At 63.7% G+C, this 21,862-nt stretch carries 19 protein-coding genes; 5 read left to right on the top strand and 14 right to left on the bottom strand.

What is annotated here, in order from left to right; all coding sequences use genetic code 11:
- Nucleotides 1–215: 215 nt before the first annotated feature.
- The gene (locus tag WLQ66_RS13295) at nt 216–758 is read left to right on the top strand and encodes an NADPH-dependent FMN reductase (protein ID WP_260101076.1); all 543 of its coding nucleotides are present in this window, start codon (nt 216–218) and stop codon (nt 756–758) included.
- Nucleotides 759–857: 99 nt separating this feature from the next.
- Here the strand turns inward: WLQ66_RS13295 and WLQ66_RS13300 are convergent, their stop codons facing one another.
- Nucleotides 858–1,274, bottom strand: a complete 417-nt coding sequence (locus WLQ66_RS13300) for a VOC family protein (protein ID WP_260101075.1) — start codon at nt 1,272–1,274, stop codon at nt 858–860.
- Nucleotides 1,275–1,297: 23 nt separating this feature from the next.
- Nucleotides 1,298–2,362, bottom strand: a complete 1,065-nt coding sequence (locus WLQ66_RS13305) for an NAD(P)/FAD-dependent oxidoreductase (RefSeq protein ID WP_340546815.1) — start codon at nt 2,360–2,362, stop codon at nt 1,298–1,300.
- A 57-nt stretch (nt 2,363–2,419) separates the two neighbouring features.
- Between WLQ66_RS13305 and mnmC2 the strand changes: the two genes are divergently transcribed.
- A complete protein-coding gene (gene mnmC2 / locus WLQ66_RS13310; RefSeq protein ID WP_340546816.1) occupies nt 2,420–3,118 on the top strand; it encodes a tRNA (5-methylaminomethyl-2-thiouridine)(34)-methyltransferase MnmC2 in 699 nt (232 codons plus the stop codon).
- Nucleotides 3,115–4,032, top strand: coding sequence for a DMT family transporter (locus tag WLQ66_RS13315; protein WP_260093550.1), 918 nt, complete (start codon nt 3,115–3,117; stop codon nt 4,030–4,032). The genes mnmC2 and WLQ66_RS13315 overlap by 4 nt, the downstream gene beginning before the upstream one ends.
- On the opposite strand, the gene WLQ66_RS13320 is transcribed toward WLQ66_RS13315, so the two are convergent.
- Nucleotides 4,006–5,964 (bottom strand): lytic transglycosylase domain-containing protein, encoded by a 1,959-nt coding sequence (locus WLQ66_RS13320; RefSeq protein WP_340546817.1) that lies wholly within the window; start codon nt 5,962–5,964, stop codon nt 4,006–4,008. The genes WLQ66_RS13315 and WLQ66_RS13320 overlap by 27 nt on opposite strands.
- Before the next feature lie 139 nt (nt 5,965–6,103).
- Here WLQ66_RS13320 and dapA point away from each other — a divergent pair, with 139 nt between their 5' ends.
- Nucleotides 6,104–6,976 carry a 4-hydroxy-tetrahydrodipicolinate synthase gene (gene dapA, locus WLQ66_RS13325; protein WP_340546818.1) on the top strand — a complete coding sequence of 291 codons (873 nt, stop codon included), beginning with the start codon at nt 6,104–6,106 and terminating at the stop codon, nt 6,974–6,976.
- Between the two features lie 375 nt (nt 6,977–7,351).
- Here the strand turns inward: dapA and sigJ are convergent, their stop codons facing one another.
- The 6 genes from sigJ to WLQ66_RS13355 all read right to left on the bottom strand — a co-directional run bounded on the left by sigJ (nt 7,352) and on the right by WLQ66_RS13355 (nt 14,644).
- Nucleotides 7,352–8,221, bottom strand: a complete 870-nt coding sequence (sigJ, locus tag WLQ66_RS13330) for an RNA polymerase sigma factor SigJ (protein WP_374015521.1) — start codon at nt 8,219–8,221, stop codon at nt 7,352–7,354.
- Nucleotides 8,222–8,229: 8 nt separating this feature from the next.
- Nucleotides 8,230–8,703 carry a carboxymuconolactone decarboxylase family protein gene (locus tag WLQ66_RS13335; RefSeq protein WP_260099135.1) on the bottom strand — a complete coding sequence of 158 codons (474 nt, stop codon included), beginning with the start codon at nt 8,701–8,703 and terminating at the stop codon, nt 8,230–8,232.
- 147 nt (nt 8,704–8,850) lie between these two features.
- Nucleotides 8,851–9,738 carry a dimethyl sulfoxide reductase anchor subunit family protein gene (locus tag WLQ66_RS13340; RefSeq protein WP_340546820.1) on the bottom strand — a complete coding sequence of 296 codons (888 nt, stop codon included), beginning with the start codon at nt 9,736–9,738 and terminating at the stop codon, nt 8,851–8,853.
- On the bottom strand, nt 9,738–10,514 hold the full coding sequence (locus tag WLQ66_RS13345) for a 4Fe-4S dicluster domain-containing protein (protein WP_340546821.1): 777 nt from the start codon (nt 10,512–10,514) through the stop codon (nt 9,738–9,740). Before WLQ66_RS13345 ends, WLQ66_RS13340 begins: the two co-directional genes overlap by 1 nt.
- Nucleotides 10,515–10,593: 79 nt before the next feature.
- The gene (locus tag WLQ66_RS13350) at nt 10,594–13,434 is read right to left on the bottom strand and encodes a molybdopterin oxidoreductase family protein (protein ID WP_340546822.1); all 2,841 of its coding nucleotides are present in this window, start codon (nt 13,432–13,434) and stop codon (nt 10,594–10,596) included.
- Nucleotides 13,435–13,510: 76 nt separating this feature from the next.
- Entirely contained in the window at nt 13,511–14,644 is a 1,134-nt protein-coding gene (locus tag WLQ66_RS13355; RefSeq protein ID WP_340546823.1) for a citrate synthase, read from the bottom strand.
- A 32-nt stretch (nt 14,645–14,676) separates the two neighbouring features.
- Between WLQ66_RS13355 and WLQ66_RS13360 the strand changes: the two genes are divergently transcribed.
- Nucleotides 14,677–15,528, top strand: a complete 852-nt coding sequence (locus tag WLQ66_RS13360) for a phosphate acyltransferase (protein WP_340546824.1) — start codon at nt 14,677–14,679, stop codon at nt 15,526–15,528.
- Between the two features lie 37 nt (nt 15,529–15,565).
- Here the strand turns inward: WLQ66_RS13360 and WLQ66_RS13365 are convergent, their stop codons facing one another.
- From WLQ66_RS13365 to WLQ66_RS13385, 5 genes are all read right to left on the bottom strand, one after another.
- On the bottom strand, nt 15,566–16,726 hold the full coding sequence (locus WLQ66_RS13365; RefSeq protein ID WP_340546825.1) for an acetate/propionate family kinase: 1,161 nt from the start codon (nt 16,724–16,726) through the stop codon (nt 15,566–15,568).
- On the bottom strand, nt 16,723–17,469 hold the full coding sequence (locus WLQ66_RS13370; RefSeq protein ID WP_340546826.1) for a TSUP family transporter: 747 nt from the start codon (nt 17,467–17,469) through the stop codon (nt 16,723–16,725). Before WLQ66_RS13370 ends, WLQ66_RS13365 begins: the two co-directional genes overlap by 4 nt.
- Before the next feature lie 5 nt (nt 17,470–17,474).
- Entirely contained in the window at nt 17,475–19,250 is a 1,776-nt protein-coding gene (gene xsc, locus WLQ66_RS13375; RefSeq protein ID WP_340546827.1) for a sulfoacetaldehyde acetyltransferase, read from the bottom strand.
- A gap of 275 nt (nt 19,251–19,525) precedes the next feature.
- Nucleotides 19,526–21,001, bottom strand: a complete 1,476-nt coding sequence (gene pdxR, locus WLQ66_RS13380) for a MocR-like pyridoxine biosynthesis transcription factor PdxR (protein ID WP_340546828.1) — start codon at nt 20,999–21,001, stop codon at nt 19,526–19,528.
- A gap of 160 nt (nt 21,002–21,161) precedes the next feature.
- Entirely contained in the window at nt 21,162–21,743 is a 582-nt protein-coding gene (locus WLQ66_RS13385) for a GNAT family N-acetyltransferase (RefSeq protein WP_340546829.1), read from the bottom strand.
- Nucleotides 21,744–21,862 lie beyond the last annotated feature (119 nt).

The following is a 21,862-nucleotide window of genomic DNA, read 5'->3' on the forward strand; positions in this document are numbered from 1 at the left end:
TGACGCAGCCATATCCGGGGTGTTGCCCCGTCCAAGCAGAAAGACCGCGCCGCAGGGTGCGGTCTTTTTTCTGCGCAGTTATGTAACTATTCCAGACTGCGTGGCGTTGTGTGGATGACTGCACATCGGCTGCGCAGGCGTCGGGGTTTTCTCACCGGCCTGACGGCATAGGTTTGTCCGAGACAGAAATTCAAAACCGAAAGAGGCATCACACCATGTCCGACCCCAAAATCCTGACCATCTCCGGTTCGCTGCGTGCGGGCGCCACCAACCGTAAACTGCTGGCCGAGGCCCTGCGCCTGTTCGGTCCCGCCGAGGTGAGCGAGGCCGATCTCAATCTGCCGCTTTATGACGGTGACGACGAACAGGCCAATGGCATTCCCGCAGCGGTTCAGACACTTGCGGATCAGATCGAGGCGGCGGATGCGGTGATCATCTCCACCCCGGAATATAACGGCGCGCCCTCTGGCGTGTTGAAGAACGCTCTCGACTGGGTCAGCCGCACCAGCAACAAACCGTTTCAGGACAAACCGGTGGCCGTCATGTCCGCCGCTGCGGGCCGCGCCGGCGGGGAGAAGTCGCAGATGCTGCTGCGCACATTCCTGGTGCCGTTTCAGCCCCGCGTGCTGACCGCACCGCAGGTGCATGTGGCGGCATCGCAGTCCGAATTCGACGAAGGCGGCCGCCTAAAGGGCGAGATGTATGTCAAAACGCTGGAAACGCTGATGACGGCGCTGCGGGCCGAAATCGCGCGCTGAGCGGACCCAGACCAGAGATCAACCAGACCAGAGATCAACCAGCCCCGCAGCGCAATCACCGCTTCGGGGCTGTCTTTGTGTCGGCGTCTGCCGCGTTGATCACCCGTCGCGGCCCGGCTCGTCGGGAGAGTTGGAAAACAGCGCGATCTTATTGCCGTCAGGGTCGCGCAGATAGCCGACATAAAACCCGGCGCTATAGGCCGCGCGAAACCCCGGCTGGCCGTCATCAGATCCGCCCGCCGCAACCGCCGCCGCGTGCAGGTCGCGCACCTGCTGCTGATCGCGGGCCTGAAACGCCACCATCACGCCATTCCCAGCCGAGGCGGCAGCGCCATCAAACGGCGGCTTCACATAGAAATCGGGCAGGGTCGGCAGCTCTCCCTCCGGCACTGGCAGGGCAAAGCTCAGCCCTTCCGGCCCCTCGCTGAGACCATAGCCAAGCACCGGCAGAAACGCGGTGTAAAAGGCCTTCGCCTTTGCCATGTCATTGGCACCGATGGTGATATAGGCGATCATTGCTCTGCCCCTTCGCCTGACATTCAGAAGTTATCTTCGACCCGGAACCCGTCCGGGATATCGTCGTTTCCGTCCAGAACCAGATCTGCCATTGTCCCGGCCACCTTTGGCGCCATGCCAAAGCCGATCTTGAAGCCGCCATTGGCAATGAAATGACCATTCCTGCCGGGCCAGCCGCCCAGCATCGGCGCGCGTGAGCGGGCGCGGGGCCGCACCCCGGCCCAGCGTTCGATCACCTCGGCACCATGCAGCACCGGCAAGGCGGCGCAGGCGCGCGCGATCACATCGTCAAGCTGGCTGTCGGTGCTGGTCGGGTCGTCAAACCTGCGTTCACTGGTGGAGCCAATCGCGAGGGTGCCATCGGCATGGGGAATGATGTGCAGCCCGTCGGCATATAGCTGCGGCACATCCCCCTCGGCAAAGCGCAGCAGCGCCGCCTGACCCTTGACCCCATTGCCCAGCGTCTTGCCCTCGGCCACGCCGCCGGGGCCTGCCAGCCTGTCGTTCAGCTCCAGCAGTCCTGCATAGCCCTTGGCATGGATCACCTGTCCCTGATCGGCGCCCTCTGCCTGCACCTCGATCCCCATGACGGACAACCCTGCCACCAGCGCGGCACAGGCGCGGCGCGGGTGCATCCGGGCGCTGAGCGTATCGTGGATGACATATCCGCTGGCGCTGGGCGGCACCCATGGCCCTGCGTCGGCGGCGGCGATGACGGACCAGCCCGCCAGTCCCCGCCACAGCGTCCGGGCGCTTTCTGCGCGGTCATGGGCCAGATCCAATGTCCGCTGATCATTGATCGGTTGCAGCCGCCCGGTGCGCCCATAGCCGGGAGACACCCCGCCGGTTGCCTCAACCTCGGCCCAGAAGGCGTCGGCCATCAGCAGGCTTTCCAGCTGATATTGTTTCTTTGGGTTCCAGTTCTCCGGCACATGCGGCGCCAGCGCGCCGACCAGACCGCCGCTGGAGCCTGACCCGGCGCCAAAGGGATCAATGATCTGGACCTTGGCGCCGCGCCGTGCGCAGGCCCAGGCAATCGACAGGCCAAAGATCCCGGCCCCGCGTATGGTGATATCCGCCATTGCCATTCCTGCACCCTTTCGCCAGTGTCGCGTCGTTCACCACATCACTTAGGGGATTATAGCATGGCAGACCAGCAGGCCCGGCTCAGCTGGCGGGATGGCAGCATTCCGGTGTCGGATCAGTTCGACGATCCCTATTTCTCCATCCATGATGGGCTGGCCGAGACGGAGCATGTGTTTCTGGGCGGCAATGATCTTTCTAATCGCTTTACCGCTGCGGCGGAGGCGGGTGCGGATTTCCATATTGCCGAACTCGGCTTTGGCACCGGTCTGAACCTGCTGGCCGCCTGGCGGGCCTGGGAGACGGCGCAGGCTGAACATGACACCGCAGCGGTGCTGCATTTCACCAGTTTCGAGGCCTTTCCGATGGCCACGGACGATATGGCCCGTGCGCTTCAGGCCTTTCCCGAGGTGGCGCCCTGGGCCGAACGGTTTCTGGCGGTCTGGGGCGGGGCGGGCGTCTGCGATCTCGGCAACCTGCGTGTCACTGTCCTCACCGGCGACGCCCGCGTGTCGCTGCCGGAGTGGACAGGCAAGGCGGATGCCTGGTTCTTGGACGGGTTCTCCCCGGCAAAGAACCCGGAGCTGTGGCAGGACGACCTGCTGGAAGAGGTTGCCCGTCACACGGCGGCAGGCGGCACGGCGGCGACCTACACGGCGGCGGGATTTGTCCGCCGCGGGCTGGAGGCTGCCGGATTTGACGTAACACGCAAGCCCGGTTTCGGGCGCAAGCGGCATATGACAAAGGCAATATTGCGATGACCATGCGCCCCGACGCCAAGATGCTGGAGCCTCATCCGCCCCGGATCATCCAGCAGAACAACGTCACCGCCGGCGTGCTTCTGATGATTGCGGCAACCATTGTGTTTGCCTTGCAGGATGGCATCTCGCGGCATCTTGCGGGGCAGTACAACACCTTCATGGTGATCATGGTGCGTTACTGGTTCTTTGCGCTGTTTGTGATTGCACTTGCGGCGCGCGCACCGGGAGGTATTCGCGCCACGGCCCGCACCGATCAGCTGGGGTTGCAGGTCTTTCGCGGCGTGCTGCTGGTGGCGGAAATCTGCGTGGCTGTCTATGCCTTCACCGTGCTTGGGCTGGTCGAAAGCGTGGCGGTGTTTATCTGCTATCCGCTGCTGGTCGCGGCCCTGAGCGGGCCGGTGCTGGGCGAGAAGGTCGGCTGGCGGCGCTGGGCGGCGATCTCGGTGGGGCTGATTGGCGTGCTGATCATCCTGCAACCGGGCGTCGGTGTCTTTGATCCGCTGGCGATCATCCCGTTTGTCTCGGCGCTGATGTTTGCGCTTTATGGTCTGATCACCCGCTATGCAGCGCGGCGCGACAGCACGGCGACCAGTTTCTTCTGGACCGGGGTTGCGGGCATGGTGGCGATGACCCTTGTCGGCATCTGGTACTGGGAGCCGATGAGCCAGGGCGACTGGATGTGGATGGCCGTCCTGTGCCTCACGGGTGTGACCGGGCATTGGCTGCTGATCAAATGCTATGAGATGGCCGAGGCCAGCGCGGTGCAGCCCTTTGCCTATTTCCACCTGATCTGGGCCGCGGCACTTGGGGTGGTTGTCTTTGGCGAGGTGATCCGCACCAATGTCGCCATCGGTGCGTCCATTATCGTGGCAGCCGGCCTGTTCACCCTATGGCGCGAACGCGTCAAGAGTTGATCCGGCCAGTTCCTTGGAAAACGGCACCGGCAGCGGCGGTTTGCCAAGGCGCGCGCGATAGATCGGCAGGCTCTCGGTGACGCGCATCACGTAGTTGCGCGTCTCGTTGAAGGGGATGTGTTCGATCCAGTCGACAATCCCCGGCGTGCCATCGCGCGGATCGCCGTAGCGTTCCATCCAGGCCTTGGGGCGATGGGGGCCTGCGTTATAACCTGCGGCCATCATCACCACATTGCCTTTGAACTCGCCCGCCAGATCGGCCAGGTAATTGCTCCCCAGAAGCGCGTTATAGGACCAGTCGGAGATCAGCCGCCCGGTGGTGTGATCGGCCAGAAGACCCATGTTCGAGGCCACCAGCTTGGCGGTGGCGGGCATCACCTGCATCAATCCGCGCGCGCCGGCATGGCTGATCACGATGGGGTCGAATTCGCTCTCGCGGCGGGCAATGGCAAGGGTCATCTCCCGCGCCATCGGCAGATCTTTCTCGGCCACGGGATGCAGCGGAAAATAGGCCGCTTCCAGCTCTTCGCCGGTCTGTGCGGCGCGTTTGGCGATCATCACTGCCAGATGCGGTTCGTTCATGGCCACCGCCATCTCGCCCAGCTGCCGCGCCTCGACCGGGCCCAGCCCCTCAACCAGATGGGTGAGGAAGCGTTCCGCCAGGGCCAGATCGCCAGCCTGCAACAGCAGCAGGCCGGCCTCTGCGACGGTGGAGTTCAAAAAGCTGGCCGCGCGCCAGTCGGGCAGCTGCGGCGGGGTGATCAGATCGGGATCAAAGGGGCGGCCCAGAACCTCTGCCGCCAGCAACCCGTAGAAAGACGTCTGATAATCTGCCGCCTTGGCATAGGCGGCATGGGCTTTTTCGATATCGCCGTGGGCACCATAGGCCTGACCCAGCCAATAGCCGCCGCGTCCGATTGAGATCGGGCTTTCGACCGAGGCGAGGAAGCGTTCGAAGTGATAGGCGGCCAGCTCGGGGTCGTTGAGCTTGCGCAGGGCGATATAGCCGGCCAGCCATTCGCAGTCGGAATAGCCATAGCCTGCATCCGCCGTGGCAAAGTGATGGGCGGCCAGCTGATAGGCGCGTTCGTGGTTGCCGTCGCGCATGTCCTGCCGCGCCAGATCCCGGCGGCGGCGCAGCCATTTTTCGGGCTGTCCCAGTTTCTTGGCCGAGGTGCTGCGGTCCATCATCAGGCTGATGGCATCCTCCTGCCGCCGCTTGCGGTCGCGCCAGGCAAAGCGGTCATAGGCGAGACCCGCGTCATCCTTCAGCGCGTCGGGGACGGCGGCGATTTTGCCGTCAACGCCCGGCTCGCCGTCTTGCAGGGCGAGGCGCGCCTCCGCCAGCCTGCGCTGATCGGCGCTGACCAGGGACAGCATCTGCCGCGCGCTGACCTTGTGATTGTCCCACAACATCTGGTCGAGCCGGGCCGCGTGATGCGCTGAGAGCAGCTTGGCGTGGTCTTTCAGATAGTCGTCCTGGATCACCGACCCCATCGGCATTGTACGCCAGGCCAGCACCAGCTCGGCCTCGCCTTCGCCCTTTTGCCCGGCCCCGATCAGCGCACGCCCATAGCTCAGCGCGCCCTCGGCGGTCTGCGGGCGATGGTCGCGGTAATAGGCCAGAATGGTGTCGCGGCTGGCTTCGGCGATCTGCGGCTCGTGCTTGCGCCGCAGAAGGTCCAGCCCCGGCCAGTCGGCACGCCGCGCCAGAAAGGCCACAACATCAGAGACCGACCCCATGCCCTCCCGCAGGCGGTGCCATTCGATGACGTCGCGGGCCACGGTGGTTTCGCGCCCGGCACTGCGCCCCGCCTCGCTCCATTTTTCCGAGCGCATCAGCTCCAGCGCGCGACCAAGGTCGGCCGCCATGGCAGGTTGGCCGCTCAGGCTGGCGGAAATGAGGGCAATGAGGGCCAGAATGCGTGTCATCTCTTGCATTTTCCAACGTTCCGGGGATAGAGCCAATGACGATAATCCGTGACCTGCCGGTATCAACTCAAATCCCCGGCATGTCCATCACCCAAGGCGGCGCAATCGCGCCTGCACGAACAGCAAAGGGAGCGTGCCCATGTTCAAAGGTTCTATGCCAGCCCTCGTCACCCCGTTTTCCAACGGCGAGCTGGATCTGGATACGCTCAAACGCTTGGTCGAATGGCATATTGACCAGGGCTCAACTGCGCTGGTCCCGGTCGGGACCACCGGTGAAAGCCCGACGCTGACCCATGAAGAGCATGAAACCGTGATTGCCGAGGTGGTGAAAACCGCCGCTGGCCGGGTGCCGGTGATTGCCGGTGCGGGCTCCAACAACACGGTTGAGGGCAAGCGGTTTGTGCAGTTTGCAGCCGAGGTCGGTGCCGATGCCGCGCTGGTGGTGACGCCGTACTACAACAGGCCGACTCAGCGCGGGTTGATTGCGCATTTCACCGAGCTGCATGACTGCGCCGATATTCCGATCGTGATCTACAATATCCCCGGTCGCTCGGTTGTCGATATGACCCCCGCCACCATGGGCGAACTGGCCAAGCTGGAGCGCATCATCGGCGTGAAGGATGCAACCGGCGATATCGCCCGTGTGTCGCAGCAGCGCGCCTCCTGTGGTGCGGATTTTGTGCAGCTGTCCGGCGAGGATGCCTCGGCGCTGGGGTTCAACGCCCATGGCGGCGTCGGCTGCATCTCGGTGACGGCCAATGTGGCGCCGAAGCTCTGCGCGGAATTCCAGGCGGCGACGCTGGCGGGTGACTACGCATTGGCGCTGGAGTATCAGGACAAACTGATGCCGCTGCATGAGGCGATTTTCATTGAGCCGGGTCTGGTCGGAGCGAAATACGGCCTGTCGAAACTGGGTCTGTGCAGCGAGGAGATCCGCCTGCCGCTGACCGGTCTGACCGACAGCACCAAGGCCGCGATTGATGCCGCGATGGTACACGCGGGCCTGCTGTAAGCGCAGAACACCGACCATAGACATGGTTTTTCGGACCGGGACGCTGCTGCGTTCCGGTCTGTTTCGTTTGGGCTGTCTTCTGTCTCTAACTGGCGGTTCAGGGTCACATCCCCAGCGCCAGATCCGTCGAGAATAAAAAGGCGGCGCCGCCCCGAGGAAGGATCCCGGGAAAGGCTGGAAGCTGCGGGGCGCGTCACTGCCCCGGTGCCAAACTGTTTTGCACGGACCCCGGCGGCATTCCTGCCAGCGGGGCCGGTTTCCATGGTGTCCGGGGTCGTAAATCCCGGAGCAGATCGCGATCCCCAGCAGCTTAGCCAATCAGCGTGCAGGCCCGGTAAACGCTGCGCGCGCCGCCGGGCAACGGGGGGCTAGCCATCACGGCAGAGCCGCCGCCAGATGCCGGGTCTTGTCCGGGTTGCGGGTGACATAGATGCGGGCAATCCGGCCGTCGCGAATATCCAGAGAGGTGGCTTGCAGGATGCCGTCCTCGGCCCGGGTCAGCATCGCAGGCAACCCGTTCAGCTGGCACAACCGCCATTGTTCGGGGGCTGTCTGATTGCTCTTGCGGGCAAGCCCCGCCAGCAGCCGCAGCACCTTGTCGCGCCCGTAGATCGGGTTGAGCGCCGCAGTCGCCTTGCCACCGCCATCGGAAATCAGCTGCACATCTTCGGTCAGCAGCCTGGTCAGGGCGGCGGTGTCACCGGTCTTGGAGGCGCGAAAGAACGCCTCGGTCAGCGCGCGCCCTTCATCCGGGTTGCCGGGGCGCTGGGGGCGCAGCGCCTGCACCTTGCGGCGGGCGCGGGTGGCGAGCTGGCGGCAGGCCTCGGGCGAGCGGTTCAGGGCGGCGGCCACATCCCCGTAAGAGCTGTCGAAGATATCATGCAGCAGAAAGGCCGCGCGTTCGAGCGGCGACAGCGCGTCCAGTGCCAGGAGCAGCGCAATCGAGACGTCATGGTCCAGCTGCTCTGTGGCGTCATCGGTGAGCACCGGTTCCGGCAGCCATTCACCGGGGTAGGTCTCGCGCCGTTTGCGGGCCGATTTCAGTTGATCAAGGCACAGCCGCGTGGTGATCCGCATCAGATAGCCGGTGGTATCCAGAATCTCGCCCTGGGGTGCGGATTGCCAGCGCAGATAGGCATCCTGCAAGACGTCCTCGGCGTCCGTCACACTGCCGAGCATCCTGTAGGCGGCCGCAAACAATCGCGGCCGCGCGGTCAGGAACGCATCGGTTCCTGTGTCTTTCATCTGTGCAGTCACGCGGCGTTGGCCCCTGTGGTCTGGTCCTCGCTCACAGGGTGGGCGCTGCGAAAGCCGATTGCAATGCGGTTCCAGCTGTTGATGGCGCCAATCAGCAGCGTCAGCAGCACCTGTTCGCGCGGCTCAAACAGGTCTGCCATGGCGTCATAATCGGCATCCGGTGCGGCGGTGGCCTCCACCCGCGTTAGTGCCTCGCACCACGCCAGGGCGGCGCGTTCGCGGGGCGTGTAGAGCGGCGATTCACGCCAGGCGTTCAGCAGATGCATCCGATCCTCGCTCTCACCGTGGGCGCGCATCTCATGGGTGTGCATGTGGATGCAGAAGGCGCAGCCGTTGATCTGCGAGGCGCGCAGCTTCACCAGCTCCACCACGCTGTATTCCAGCGTGCTGTTCTTGAACAGATTCTCCTGCTCCAGCATCGGTTTGAAGAGATCACCGGCGACGGAGAAATAATCGAGACGTTGGGTCATGGGTTTGGTCCTTTCTGATGGGTTCAGAAACAGGACGAGGCAGCGGGCGGGTTTGTGACATGACCGGCGCGATTTTTTGAAAAAGGATGCGCATTCAATGAAAAAAGGGCGCCTCTGGGGCGCCCTGATCGTGGTCTTTGGTGGTGATCAGCGTTTGCCGTAATAAAGCCCGACCACATGTTCGGCCTGGGCAAAGAACAGCCAGCGCGACACGGCAATACCGGCGATATGCAGCAGCACGGCGACGCCTGCGAGCAGGTGTTTGAGCATCAGACCCTCAACTGGCAGGATCAGGCAGATCAAGGGCAGCGCAAAGCCAAGGGCAAAGGCAATGACCCGCAGTTTCTGCGCGTGTTTGCGCCCGACAACATGCACGAATTCGCGCAGCAGATAATTGGAGCCGGTATGGGGCGGCTCAAACGCGCGCACGGTGCCGCGATCGCCAAGGCCGGTGGCGGTGCCCATATTGGTGCCAGAGGTAGCAAAGGCCTGATCGCCCTTGGCCCAATAGGCCAGCTGCACCGAGCCTGCGATGGCCAGAAGCCAGGGCGCCAGCGCTTCCGCTCCAGCCAGCAGCGATCCGCCCGCAAGGCTGAAGGACAGGAACATCACCGGCGTCAGGGACATGTTCCAGCGCGGGATGGTCTTCAGCTGGGTGTAGATCATCGAGGTGGTAAAGACCGTTGCCAGCGACAGCGCCGCACCGAGCCAGCCAAGCGCCCACCAATGGGTGTCCAGAAACACCGCGCCAAAGGCAAAAAGCCCCATCACGATGAGGGCTGCAACCGCGCAGATGCCCTCACGGCTGAGCCAGCTGGTTTTCCACTGGGTGAAGGCGCGCCAGGCCCGTTCCGGTCGGCCGAGGTGAAACGTCGAAGCCAGAAGCCCGCCCACCGCAAAGCCAAAGGCGATGGCATAGAACACAAAGGCAACCCAGCCGGTGACCTCGGGCTTGCCGAGGCCAAGGAAGGTCAAAAGCCCAAAGCCCAGACCGGAGAGAGTGGTGAAGATGATAACGGATGGTGCCGGATGCATCAGCTCGCCCCCCCTGTGGTCTGTCCCGGAAGCTTATCAAGCGCCTTGTCCAGCCAGCCAAGGAAGCCTTTGGGATCTTCGGCGACGGGGGCCAGCAGCGGGGCGAGGATGTCGATCTGATCCTCGATCTGGTCCTTGGGGCGGGGCGGCAGGTATTTGTTCACCGGTTTGGTGCCCATTTCCGGCATCAGATCCATGCCGCCGCGCGCGGCCACCAGTTTGGAGACATCGCTGTCAGGATCCCCCAGATCGCCAAAATGGCGCGCGCCTGCCGGGCAGGTGCGCACGCAGGAGGGCACACGGTCCACCTCCGGCAGGTTCTCATTGTAGATCCGGTCGACGCAGAGGGTGCATTTCTTCATCACCCCTTCGGCCAGATCCAACTCGCGCGCGCCATAGGGGCAGGACCAGGCACATAGGCCACAGCCGATGCAATTGTCCTCGTTCACCAGCACGATACCGTCTTCCACCCGCTTGTAGCTGGCGCCGGTGGGGCAGACGGTGACGCAGGGGGCGTCCTCGCAGTGCAGGCAGGATTTCGGGAAATGCACCAGCTGGGCGTGACCTTCGGGCGGCTGCACCTCATAGGAATGCACACGGTTGAGGAAGGTGCCGGATGGATCAGCGCCATAGGCGTTCTGATCGCTGAGCGGCGCGCCATAGTTTTCGGTGTTCCAGCCCTTGCAGGAGATCACACAGGCATGGCAGCCGACGCAGGTATCAAGGTCAATGACCAGACCCATCTTGCGGTCGGTCCTGGTGGGAAGCTCGGTCATTGCATACCCTCAGTACAAGTTGCGGAACCAAGAAGACGGGTATTTTCTTGGCAATTTTCTTCGAAGAAAATTGGGTCGATCATTTGCCCACCTTCCATGTGAGGTCTTTGGGGCCGGTGCCCACCGGCGAGGCCTGCGCCGGGATGGCGGGTTGGCTTTCGCTCAGATCGTCCGGCGCGGCGGCTTTCTCGATCTTCACCTTGAGGTCGAACCATGCGGCCTGACCGGTGATCGGGTCGGAGTTGGCCCAGCGGAGGCCGTCGCCCTTGGGCGGCAGCAGCTCGTGAATCAGATGGTTCAGCAGGAAGCCCTTGGTCGCTTCTGGGGCGTTTTCCTCCAGTGCCCAGGCGCCCTTGCGCTTGCCGATGGCGTTCCAGGTCCAGACGGTGTTTTCATTGAGCGCGGCCATCTCCATCACCGGAACGGTGATTTCGCCATGGGGGGAGGTGACCTTGGCCCAGTCGCCATCGCTGAGATTGTTTTGCCGCATCAGTTTGGTCGGCACATAAAGCGGGTTGCGCCCGTGGATCTGGCGCAGCCAGGCGTTTTGGGTGCCCCAGGAGTGATACATCGCCATAGGGCGCTGGGTGAGCGCATTGACGGTGTAGCCCTCGTTGCCCTGCTGGTCGGTTTCGTACCAGATCGGCAGCGGGTCCATGGTCTGGCGAATACGGTCGCGCAGATGCTCGGGCGGTTGGCGTTCGCCGTGACCTTCGGCGGCCAGCTGGAATTTGCGCAGCGGTTCGACATAGAGCTGGAATAGATAGGGCTGTGGGCTGTCGAACAGGCCGAGCTTCACCGCCCAGTCCTGATAGGCCATGTTCCAGGGTTTGAAATAGCTGGCCTCCGCCGGGATATGTTCGACAAAGAAACCGCCGTTTTCGATGTATTTGTTCAGCTGTTCGGGATTCACCTCGCCCCGGCCAACCTTGTCGCCATTTTCACCACGAAACCCAGCCAGCGGGCCGATGCCTGGCTTGCGTTCATGGTTCACGATATAGTCGGCATAGTCCTGCCATTTGGCGGTGCCGTCTTCATGGGTGAAGCCGGGCAGCTTCATCTTATTGGCAAGCTGCACCAGCACGGTCTGGAAACCCCGCACATCGCGGTCTGGTTCGACCACAGGCCAGCGGATCGCATCGGCTGCGCCATCGGCTTCGCAGATGGGACGGTCCAGCAGTGAGATGCAGTCGTGGCGTTCCAGATAGGTGGTGTCGGGCAGGATCAGATCGGCATAGGCCACCATCTCCGAGGAATAGGCGTCCGAATAGATGATCCGGGGGATCACATAGTCGCCGTTGTCATCGGTGTCGGTCAGCATCTCCATCACGCCGCGCGTGTTCATCGAGGAGTTCCACGACATATTCGCCATATACATGAACAGCGTATCGATCTTGTAGGGATCGCCGGCATGGGCGTTGGAGATCACCATATGCATCAGCCCGTGGCTGGACATCGGGTTTTCCCAGGTGAAGGCCTTGTCGATGCGGGCCGGACTGCCGTCGGTTTTCAGCGCCAGATGTTCCGGTCCGTGGACAAAGCCCAAATGCGGGCCATCCAGCGGTTTGTTCGGGGTGACGCGGCAATGGGGCGCGGGATGCGCCTCTACCGGTTTGGGATAGGGCGGTTTGAAGCGGAAACCGCCGGGGGCCTCGACCGTGCCCAGCAGGATCTGCAACACATGCAGGGCACGGCAGGTTTGAAACCCGTTAGCATGGGCGGACACGCCGCGCATGGAGTGCATGGCGACGGGGCGGCCCTTCATCGTTTTATGGGTTTCGCCACGGAAATCGGTCCATTCCTGATCCAGCTCAAACGCCTCATCAAAGGCGACGCGGGCCAGCTCGGATGCGATTGCGCGGATGCGTTTGGCGGGGATGCCGCAGCGGTCGGCCACGGCTTCTGGGGCGTAGTCGTCGCTGAGATAGCGCTGGGCCATTAGCTGGAACACGGAGACATGGGTGATGCCATCCAGCTCAAATGAGCCGCCCAGGTCGGGACGTACGCCGCGCATGTCAAAGGGGGCGAGCTTGCCTGTGGTACGGTTGATCACAAGTGGTGCGCCGTGGTCATCACGCAGGAATAAGCCATAGTCGGGGCTCTTGGGGTCCTGATTCACCAGAACCGGCGCATTGGTGAACTGGCCGAGGTAGTCTAGGTCGATCTTGCCGGCCTTCATCAGCACATGCACCAGCGCCAGGATAAACAGCCCGTCGGTGCCCGGCGTGATGCCGACCCAATCGTCAGCCACCGCATTATAGCCAGAGCGGATCGGGTTTACGCCGATGACCCGCGCGCCACGCGCTTTGATCTTGCCGATGCCCATCTTGATGGGGTTGCTGTCGTGATCCTCGGCGACGCCGAACAGCAGGAACAGCTTGGTATGGTCCCAGTCGGGCTGGCCGAATTCCCAGAACGCGCCGCCCATGGTGTAGATGCCGGCGGTGGCCATATTGACCGAGCAGAAACCGCCATGGGCTGCATAGTTGCAGGTGCCGAAGTTCTGCGCCCAAAAGCTGGTGAAGCTCTGGGACTGGTCGCGGCCGGTGAAAAACGCCAGCTTTTCGGGGTTATCCTCGCGGATCGGTTCCAGCCAGCCCGCAGCGATGTCCAGCGCCTCGTCCCAGGAGATTTCCTCGAACTTGCCGGAGCCGCGCGGGCCGACGCGTTTCATTGGCGCACGCAGACGCGAGGGCGCGTTGTGCTGCATGATGCCGGCGGAGCCTTTGGCGCAGAGCACGCCCTTGTTCACCGGGTGATCGCGGTTGCCTTCGATATAGGCGACTTTCTTCTGGCCGTCCTCGCCGGTTTTCATGTGGACGTTGATGCCGCAGCGGCAGGCGCACATGTAGCAGGTGGTCTGGCGGATCTCGTCCGACACGGGCGGCGAGGTGTCTAGCTGGGGCTGGGTATGTGCCATGGTGTCCCTGTTTGATGATGCGCCGGGCCTGCATGGGCCGGGCGGCGTTATGTGATATGGCGCGGAGTGTCGCGGATCAGCGCGTATTTATCGGAATATAGGCGCGGGGTTCCGGCCCGTTGTAAAGGGTCAGCGGGCGGATCAGGATATTGCCGCGCTGCTGTTCGATGCACTGGATGATCCAGCCGGGCATCCGCCCGATGGCAAAGATCGGCACGTAGAGATCCATCGCGATACCATGCAATTGGTAGATCACGCCGGAGTAGAAATCGACATTCACGTTGAGACCATGGCGCGCGTAGGGCTGCATCGTCTCGACCACGGCTTGCAGGATTTCATACCATTCCGGCGCGCCCATTTCCGCACCCAGCTGGCGCACGCCGTCGCGCATGTGCCGCGCGCGGGGGTCTTCCTTGCGGTAGACGCGGTGGCCAAATCCGGTGACGGCCTCCTTGGCGGCGCGTTTGGCCTTCACGTAGGCGGCGGCTTTGTCGGGGGTGCCGATCTCATGCACCATCTTCATCACGTCTTCGGCAGCGCCGCCATGGGCCGGACCTGCAAGGGTAGAGAGCGCGGTGACAATGCCGCCGTGCAGATTGGTTTCGGTCCCGATGGTGACGCGCGCGGCAAAGCTGGAGGCATTGGCGCCATGTTCGGCGTGCAGGATGAAATCCACATCCGCCAGCCGGGTGGCCTCGGCTGTGGGTTTTTCACCCTTCAGCATCCACAGCCAGTTGCCCGCATGGCTGAGATCCATGTCGGGCGCGACCACTTCGCGGTTATTTCGGATCGCGTCATGGGCGGCGATGATGATCGGCACCTGCGAAATCAGCCGGATGCCGTTTGCAACGAAGGCGTCTTCGCCCACCTGCTGGCTGTCTGGTTCGAGCGCGGCGAGGGCGGAGACGGCAGTGCGCAGCACGTCCATCGGATGGCCATCCTTGGTGGCGCGGATGATATCGAGCACCGCCGACGGCAGCACCCGCGCGGATTTCAGCGCGGCGTCAAAACCGGCCAGTTCCTCGGCAGTGGGCAGCTCGCCGTGGATCAGCAGGTAGCAGACTTCCTCGAAGGTGGAGTGGGTGGCGAGATCGTGAATCGAATAGCCGCGATAGCTCAGCTCGCCCTTGGCGCCATCAATGTCGGAGACCCCGGAGCGTTCGAAGTAGATCCCCTTCAGGCCCCGGTTGATCTTGACGTCATCGCTCATTGCTGGCTCCTTTCCCCGCAAGGGAGATAAAAATGACTGTACTTGAAAAGGCATATGCGCACGCCCGCAACCGCAAGGCGCGGGTGGTGTTCCCCGAAATGGACGATCCCAGAGTGGCGGCCGCCGTCGACCAGCTGACCCGCGAGGGGCTGGTGGAGGCGGTGCCTTTGGCGCCGCTGTCTGACGCGCATGTGGAGGTGCTGGTGGCCGCGCGCGGCATGAAAGAGGGGATTGCCAAGCGGATGCTCGCAAAACCCTTGTACCGTGCGGCCGCGATGGTTTCTGCGGGCGAAGCGGATGCGATGGTGGCGGGTGCGGATGTGCCCACGCGCCGGGTGATCGAGGCGGCGAGCATCGGCATCGGGCTGGATGCAGGGGTCAGCACCGCCTCGTCGTTTTTCCTGATGATCTTTCCCGATGGGCGCGAATTGGTGTTTGCCGACTGTGCCGTCAACGTGGCGCCGGATGCCGCGCAACTGGCTGATATTGCACGGGCTTCTGCGCGCTCTGCCGAGGCGCTCTTGGGGGCTGCGCGGGTTGCGATGCTGTCGTTTTCCACCGGCACCTCAGGCGATGGCGACAGTGTGGCGCTGGTGCGCGCGGCGGCAGAGGCCAGCGGGTTTGCAGGTCCGGTGCAGACGGATGCGGCGCTCAATCCTGCGATTGCCGAGAAGAAGGGCATCGCCCCGGTTAAGGCCAATGTGCTGATCTTCCCGACGCTGGATGCGGGCAACATCGGATACAAACTCTGCCAGGAATTGGGCGGCGCGCAGGCGCTGGGGCCGTTCTTGCAGGGCTTTGCCAAGCCGGTCTGCGATCTGAGCCGGGGCGCCTCGGTCGAGGATATCGTGGCGGCGACCGTTCTGACGGTGGCGCAGATCTGATCCGGCGCGTGAGATGGCAGGAGGGCGGGGGCGGCGATCATGGCGTCCCCATCAGGGTCTGGGCATCCATGGCGATCTGGCGCTCTTCCTCGGCCTCGACCACCCAGATCGCCACCTTGGAGCTGGCCGCATGCAGGCGCGATTTGCGGGCGTGGTTGGCATCCACATCCATCCGCGCGCCGATCCATTCCAGACCGCGCAGGATGCGGGCACGCACACCCACCGCGTTTTCGCCGATGCCGCCGGTGAAGGCGATGGCATCAAGCCCCTCCATTGCGGCAATCAGACTGCCCGCATGACGCAGGCTCCAATAGCAGAAATGTTCGATGGCAAAGGCGCTGTCAGCACTGGGGTCGAGCATCAGGTTGCGCATGTCGGATTTGCCACCTGACAGGCCGAGCAGGCCGCTTTCATTGTTGAGGATCGCTTTGGTGCGGTCGAGGCCGTTGTCCTCGACCAGGCGCAGCACCGCATTGGCGTCGATCCCGCCTGACCGTGTGCCCATGGTGAGGCCATCCAGGGGCGAATAGCCCATGGTGGTGGCAACGGACTGGCCATTGCGGATCGCACAGAGCGACGCGCCATTGCCGAGGTGAAACGCCAGCAGGCGCGAGGGCAGGGCGGCGCCGGAAATCTCCGGCAGGCGCCGCACCAGCGAGGCGTAGGACAGACCGTGAAACCCGTAGCGGCGGATGCCCTTGGTCTCTTCCACGCGGGGGATCGCATAGCGCGTTGCGACCTCGGGGTTGGTGGCGTGAAACGAGGTGTCAAAGCTGGCAAACTGCGGCAGATCGGGTGCGGTGGCGGCCATGGTGTCGATCGCGGCAAGGCTATGGGGGTTATGCAGCGGGGCAAGCGGCGTGCAGTCGGCGATCTCGGCCCGGATATCGGCGGTGATCCGCACCGGCTTGGTCAGCTTACGCCCGCCATGCACCACCCGGTGGCCCACGGCGGCCAGATCTGCGGGATCAATGCCATGGTCCGGCAGCGCCGCCAGAATGGCCGCCAGCGCCTCGGCATGGGTGGGGAACTGGCTGTCCCGGCTGTCGCCCGCGATGCGCAGGCGCGATTGCGGCGTGCCGATCCCCTCGGCCAGACCGGCGAGCCGCTGAGTGAGGTCGGCGTCGAAGATCGCGAATTTGATCGAAGAGGATCCTGCATTGAGGATCAGGATATCAGCGGCGGATCGGGGGCTCATAGCGCAACCTTCGCGATATTGAGGGCGGCCAGAGCCGCCAGCAGGGTGACGACATAGCGACGAAACAGATGCGGCGCGGCGAGCGCAAAGCCGCGTGAACCAACCCAGACGCCCGCGCCAAGGATCGGAAAGGCAAGGAGAACCCCCCAGAGCGTGTCCGGCCCGGTCAGCCCATGGGCGGACATCACCGGCAGGGCCATCAGGTCGATGCCGGTGAGAAACACGATCATCGTGGCGCGAAACACCGCAGGCGGGATCGGCTGCGCGGTCATGAAGGCGGCGGCGGGTAGACCGCCGACACCTGCGCTGTTGGCCATGCCGGAGGCCATGCCCACAGTGACATGACCGGTAGTGCCGATGGGCCGCGCGAGGCTCCAGCCGCTGAGCAGGAGCAGGCTGAGCGCAAAGATCAGCACCGAGATCACCAGCCGGGCCTGATCCGGGCCAAGGCGCGCCATCACGGCCACGGCGGGCAGGGTGGCAACGGCGGCACCTGCCAAGAGGGCCGCCGATCTGCGCCAGTCGATATGGGGGCGGATGCCGCGCGCCTGAAAGACGGTCATCGCAATCTCGCAGGCAAAGACCACAGGGATCAGCGGCAGCGGGTTGGTGATGAGAGCGGCAAGGATGATGAAGATCGCGGAAAAGCCAAAGCCGGAGTAACCGCGGATAAAGGCCGCCGCAAACAATGCGGCGGCCAGAAAGGCGCCCGCGCCCATTGAGAGATCAAAAGGCAGGGGCATTTGCGTCAGACCTGCTGTTCGCGCATGTCGGCCTTGTCGATGCCTGCCACGCGGACCGGCTTCTTCATGGCGTCACGGCGGAACGGTTCCCCCAGTTCCTGGTTGATCATGGCTTCGATCAGGGTGGTCTTGCCGTTTTTCTGGTCCTCGATGGCCTGCGCCAGCGCCGAGGTCAGCTCGTCCATGGTGCGGGCCACAACGCCGTTGAGACCACAGGCCTTGGCGATGCCTGCATAAGAGACCTGCTCGTCCAGCTCGGTGCCGACGAAGTTGTCGTCAAACCACAGGGTGGAGTTCCGTTTCTCCGCGCCCCACTGGTAGTTGCGGAACACGACATGGGTGATGGCGGGCCATTCCTCGCGGCCGATGGCGGTCAGCTCGGTCACGGCGATGCCGAATGCGCCGTCGCCGGAGAAGCCGACGACAGGGGTGTCCGGGCAGCCGATCTTGGCGCCGATGACAGCGGGCAGACCATAGCCGCAGGGGCCGAACAGGCCGGGGGCGAGGTATTTGCGGCCTTCGTCAAAGGAGGGGTAGGCGTTGCCGATGGCACAGTTGTTGCCGATGTCGGAGGAGATGATCGCCTCACGGGGGAGGGCCTGCTGGATGGCGCGCCATGCCATGCGCGGGCTCATCCAGTCGGGTTTGTCGTCGCGGGCGCGCTGGTTCCAGGTGGTGCCCGGATCGTCGTCCTCGTGGGTCATTTCAGTCAGCTGCTGGGCCCAGCGGGATTTGGTTTCCGCGATGCGGTTCCTGCGCTCGTCGCGGCCCGCGTCACCGGCGGTGTCGCTCAGCTGCGCCAGAATGCCATTGGCCACTTTGGCGGCATCGCCGATGATGCCGACGGAGACTTTCTTGGTCAGGCCGATGCGGTCGGGATTGATATCGACCTGAATGATCTTGGCATTGGCCGGCCAGTATTCCATGCCGTACCCCGGCAGGGTGGAGAACGGGTTCAGACGGGTGCCGAGGCAGAGGACGACGTCGGCGTCCTTGATCAGCTCCATGCCGGCCTTGGACCCGTTGTAGCCCAGCGGACCTGCAAACAGCGGGTGGTTGCCGGGGAAGGCATCGTTGTGCTGGTAGCCCACGCAGACCGGAGCATCCAGACGCTCGGCCAGTGCTTTCGACGCGGCGATGCCGCCCTTGGACAGGACAACACCGGCACCGTTCAGGATCACCGGGTTCTTGGCTTCGGAGAGCAGTTTGGCCGCATCGCTGACAGCGGTTTCGCCACCGGAGGGGCGTTCGAATTCGACGATGGCGGGCAGTTCGATGTCGATGACCTGGGTCCACATGTCGCGCGGGATGTTCAGCTGCGCAGGCGCCGAGGCGCGTTTGGCGTTCATGATCACACGGTTCAGCACTTCGGCCACGCGGGAGGGGTCGCGGACCTCTTCCTGATAGGCCACGCAGTCGGCGAACATGCGCATTTGTTCCATTTCCTGGAAACCGCCCTGACCGATGGTCTTGTTCGCGGCCTGCGGGGTGACCAGCAGCAGCGGCGTGTGGTTCCAGTAGGCGGTTTTGACGGCGGTTACGAAGTTGGTGATGCCGGGGCCGTTCTGGGCGATCATCATCGACATCTTGCCGGTGGCGCGGGTGTAGCCATCGGCCATCATCCCGCCGGAGCCTTCATGGGCGCAGTCCCAGAAAGTGATGCCCGCTTCGGGGAAGATGTCGGAAATCGGCATCATGGCCGAGCCGATGATGCCAAACGCATGTTGGATGCCGTGCATTTGCAGTGTTTTTACAAATGCTTCCTCGGTGGTCATTTTCATCGCGTGTTCTCCTGATGAGACGCCAATAGGGCCGGCACAAAGGCCGGGATGACTCTGGTGTATTCCGCCGCGCGAGGGGCGGTTAGGGCCAGTTCACGGGCTGGATTAAGACCAGTATTCCAGGGCGTGCCGAATGCTGCGCTGCGGCGGCAAACGGGGCGCAGGCACGGCACGTCCCGAGCGCGTTCTGATCGCGTCCTGATGGCGCTTCAGGCACGCTTGGGGCAGGCACCGGGCAGGCTTTGGGGCGGTCCGAGTGGGATTGCCTTGCAGGGCTAGCCTGCCTTTGCGCGGCAGGGGCGCAGGGCATCGGCCAGCAGCGCCAGACCCGGCTCGATCCGGCTGGATGGGATCGAGGAATAGCCCAGCCGGTAATAGTTCTGTTTGCGGTGTTCGGCGGCAAAGAAGGGCGCGCCGGGTTCGATCAGGACGCTTTTTTCAACCAGCGATCGGGCAACAACCGCAGTATCCACGTGATCCTCGGCCCGCATCCAGAGGGAAGAGCCGCCGTAGACGCCGACCCCGGCGACGCTGAGCCCGTGATCGGTCACCGCCGTTTCGATCACGCAGCGGCGGTCATGCAGCACCTTGGCCATGCGGCGGATCTGGGCGTCGTAATGGCCGAGCGACAGGAAATAGGCCACGGTGCGCTGCACATGGCCGGGCGGGTGGCGCAGCACATTGGCGCGCAGCGCGCGGGCCTGACGGATAAATGGCTCGGAGCCGACCAGATAGCCAAGGCGCAGCCCCGGAAAGAGCGATTTGGAGAAGCTGCCGACATAGACCACCCGGCCATCGGCGTCGAGCGACTTCAGCGCGGGGGAGGGCGCGCCGAGGAAGGACATTTCAAACTCATAATCGTCTTCGACAATCACCGCGTCGATCTCGCGGGCGCGTTCCAGCAGCTGCTTGCGCCGCGCCATCGGCATGGTGGCGGTTGTCGGGCTCTGGTGGCTGGGGGTGGTGAAGATGACATCGGTGTCATCTCGAATGGCATCCGGGGGCAGCCCGTCGTGATCCACCGGCAGGCAGTCGATCTGGCAGCCGCGATAGACCAGCTGATCGCGCAAGGTGTAATAGGTCGGATCCTCAAGCGCGGCCTTGCGGCCCGGTCCCAGCAGCAGCTGGGTCACCAGCCAGAGCGCGTTCTGGGCGCCAAGGGTGATCAGGATCTCCTCGGGCCGGGCAGAGATGCCGCGCCGGGGCAGGGTATGGCGGGCGATATATTCCACCAGAAGCGGGTCGTCCTGATCGAAATAGTCGTTGGTCAGGGCCGCAAAATCCTTTTGCCCCAGCGCGCGCAGGGCACAGAGCCGCCAGTTGGCGTGGTCAAACAGCGTGGCATCGGCCTGCCCGTAGATGAAGGGATAGCGGTAGTCGCGCCAGTTCTGCGGTTTGCGGGGCGTATCGCCGCCGCAGTAGTTGCCGACGATGGTGGAGGCCCAGTCGACCGTATCGGCCGATTTCTGCGAGGGCGCATAGCTGGGCGGCACCGGCGCGTTTTCAGAGACATAATAGCCCGACCGCCCTCTGGAGATCAGGTAATCATTGGCCAGCAGCTCTGTGTAGGCCAGCGTCACGGTGATGCGGCTGATGCCCAGATGCGCGGCGAGTTTGCGCGAGGACGGCAGTTTTTCCCCGACCCGCAGGCGGCCGGAGAGAATGCCCTCGGCAATCATTTCCTGGATCTGCGCCTGCAGGGTGCCTTGCGCGTCGGGGTTCAGAAAGAAGGTGTCGACAGAGATAGCCATGAATCACTGTAGGCTGGACATAAATGGGGTGCAATCTGGACTTACGTGTTTTTTGCACGCTTGCGGAGGAAAACCCAGCCGCCGCGTCAGGCCCGTGATGCCGCATCTTGCCCGTGATGATGGTCATGGTGAGAAAGCGGATCTTCCGTACCGGGCCGGGTTACCTGTCTGACAGATGTTGCAGGTGGGCGCGGATCGTGGGCCATTCGGCGGCGGTGATGGAATAGACGGCGGTGTCGCGCAGGGTGCCATTGGCCAGTATCATATGCGCCCGAAGGATCCCGTCGAGCTGCGCGCCGAGCCGTTCGATGGCGGCCCGGCTCTGGCGGTTGAGACGATGGGTGCGGAACTCCACTGCGATGGCCCCGAGCGTTTCAAACGCATGGGTGAGCAGCAGCCGTTTGCATTCGGTGTTGATCCCGCTGCGCTGCACCGATCTGCGATACCAGGTGGAGCCGATTTCCAGCCTGCGGTTGGCGGCGTCGATGTTCATATAGGTGGTCATGCCGACCGCGCGACCTGTCTGATCCAGCACGGCGAAGGGGGCCATTTTGCCGCTCTGTTGCAGGGCAAGGCGACGGCTGATTTCGGCTCCGATATCCTGCGGTGCGGGCACTGTCGTGTACCACAGCCGGTGCAGGTCACCGTCGGCGGCGGCTTCTGCCAGATCGCTGGCGTGATCGGGCAGAAGCGGGGTGAGGTTGACGGTCTTGCCCGTCAGCGGCAGGGGAGACGCCCACATGGTTGCGCACCTTTGATCTGAAACATCCGACCCAGAGATGCAGAAAAGGTGGCCCTGTGGTAAGGGCCACCTTTGGATTTTTCGATCAGGCCAGATTGGACCGGTCTGCCAGGCCTGAC

Source organism: Phaeobacter sp. A36a-5a (assembly GCF_037911135.1).
Lineage (GTDB): Bacteria > Pseudomonadota > Alphaproteobacteria > Rhodobacterales > Rhodobacteraceae > Phaeobacter > Phaeobacter bryozoorum.

What these genes read in the sequence shown, in the direction of transcription:
- WLQ66_RS13295 (WP_260101076.1), top strand. Translation starts at nt 216, where the DNA reads ATGTCCGACCCCAAAATCCTGACCATCTCCGGTTCGCTGCGTGCGGGC.
- WLQ66_RS13300 (WP_260101075.1), bottom strand. Translation starts at nt 1,274, where the DNA reads ATGATCGCCTATATCACCATCGGTGCCAATGACATGGCAAAGGCGAAG.
- WLQ66_RS13305 (WP_340546815.1), bottom strand. Translation starts at nt 2,362, where the DNA reads ATGGCAATGGCGGATATCACCATACGCGGGGCCGGGATCTTTGGCCTG.
- mnmC2 (WP_340546816.1), top strand. Translation starts at nt 2,420, where the DNA reads ATGGCAGACCAGCAGGCCCGGCTCAGCTGGCGGGATGGCAGCATTCCG.
- WLQ66_RS13315 (WP_260093550.1), top strand. Translation starts at nt 3,115, where the DNA reads ATGACCATGCGCCCCGACGCCAAGATGCTGGAGCCTCATCCGCCCCGG.
- WLQ66_RS13320 (WP_340546817.1), bottom strand. Translation starts at nt 5,964, where the DNA reads ATGACACGCATTCTGGCCCTCATTGCCCTCATTTCCGCCAGCCTGAGC.
- dapA (WP_340546818.1), top strand. Translation starts at nt 6,104, where the DNA reads ATGTTCAAAGGTTCTATGCCAGCCCTCGTCACCCCGTTTTCCAACGGC.
- sigJ (WP_374015521.1), bottom strand. Translation starts at nt 8,221, where the DNA reads ATGAAAGACACAGGAACCGATGCGTTCCTGACCGCGCGGCCGCGATTG.
- WLQ66_RS13335 (WP_260099135.1), bottom strand. Translation starts at nt 8,703, where the DNA reads ATGACCCAACGTCTCGATTATTTCTCCGTCGCCGGTGATCTCTTCAAA.
- WLQ66_RS13340 (WP_340546820.1), bottom strand. Translation starts at nt 9,738, where the DNA reads ATGCATCCGGCACCATCCGTTATCATCTTCACCACTCTCTCCGGTCTG.
- WLQ66_RS13345 (WP_340546821.1), bottom strand. Translation starts at nt 10,514, where the DNA reads ATGACCGAGCTTCCCACCAGGACCGACCGCAAGATGGGTCTGGTCATT.
- WLQ66_RS13350 (WP_340546822.1), bottom strand. Translation starts at nt 13,434, where the DNA reads ATGGCACATACCCAGCCCCAGCTAGACACCTCGCCGCCCGTGTCGGAC.
- WLQ66_RS13355 (WP_340546823.1), bottom strand. Translation starts at nt 14,644, where the DNA reads ATGAGCGATGACGTCAAGATCAACCGGGGCCTGAAGGGGATCTACTTC.
- WLQ66_RS13360 (WP_340546824.1), top strand. Translation starts at nt 14,677, where the DNA reads ATGACTGTACTTGAAAAGGCATATGCGCACGCCCGCAACCGCAAGGCG.
- WLQ66_RS13365 (WP_340546825.1), bottom strand. Translation starts at nt 16,726, where the DNA reads ATGAGCCCCCGATCCGCCGCTGATATCCTGATCCTCAATGCAGGATCC.
- WLQ66_RS13370 (WP_340546826.1), bottom strand. Translation starts at nt 17,469, where the DNA reads ATGCCCCTGCCTTTTGATCTCTCAATGGGCGCGGGCGCCTTTCTGGCC.
- xsc (WP_340546827.1), bottom strand. Translation starts at nt 19,250, where the DNA reads ATGAAAATGACCACCGAGGAAGCATTTGTAAAAACACTGCAAATGCAC.
- pdxR (WP_340546828.1), bottom strand. Translation starts at nt 21,001, where the DNA reads ATGGCTATCTCTGTCGACACCTTCTTTCTGAACCCCGACGCGCAAGGC.
- WLQ66_RS13385 (WP_340546829.1), bottom strand. Translation starts at nt 21,743, where the DNA reads ATGTGGGCGTCTCCCCTGCCGCTGACGGGCAAGACCGTCAACCTCACC.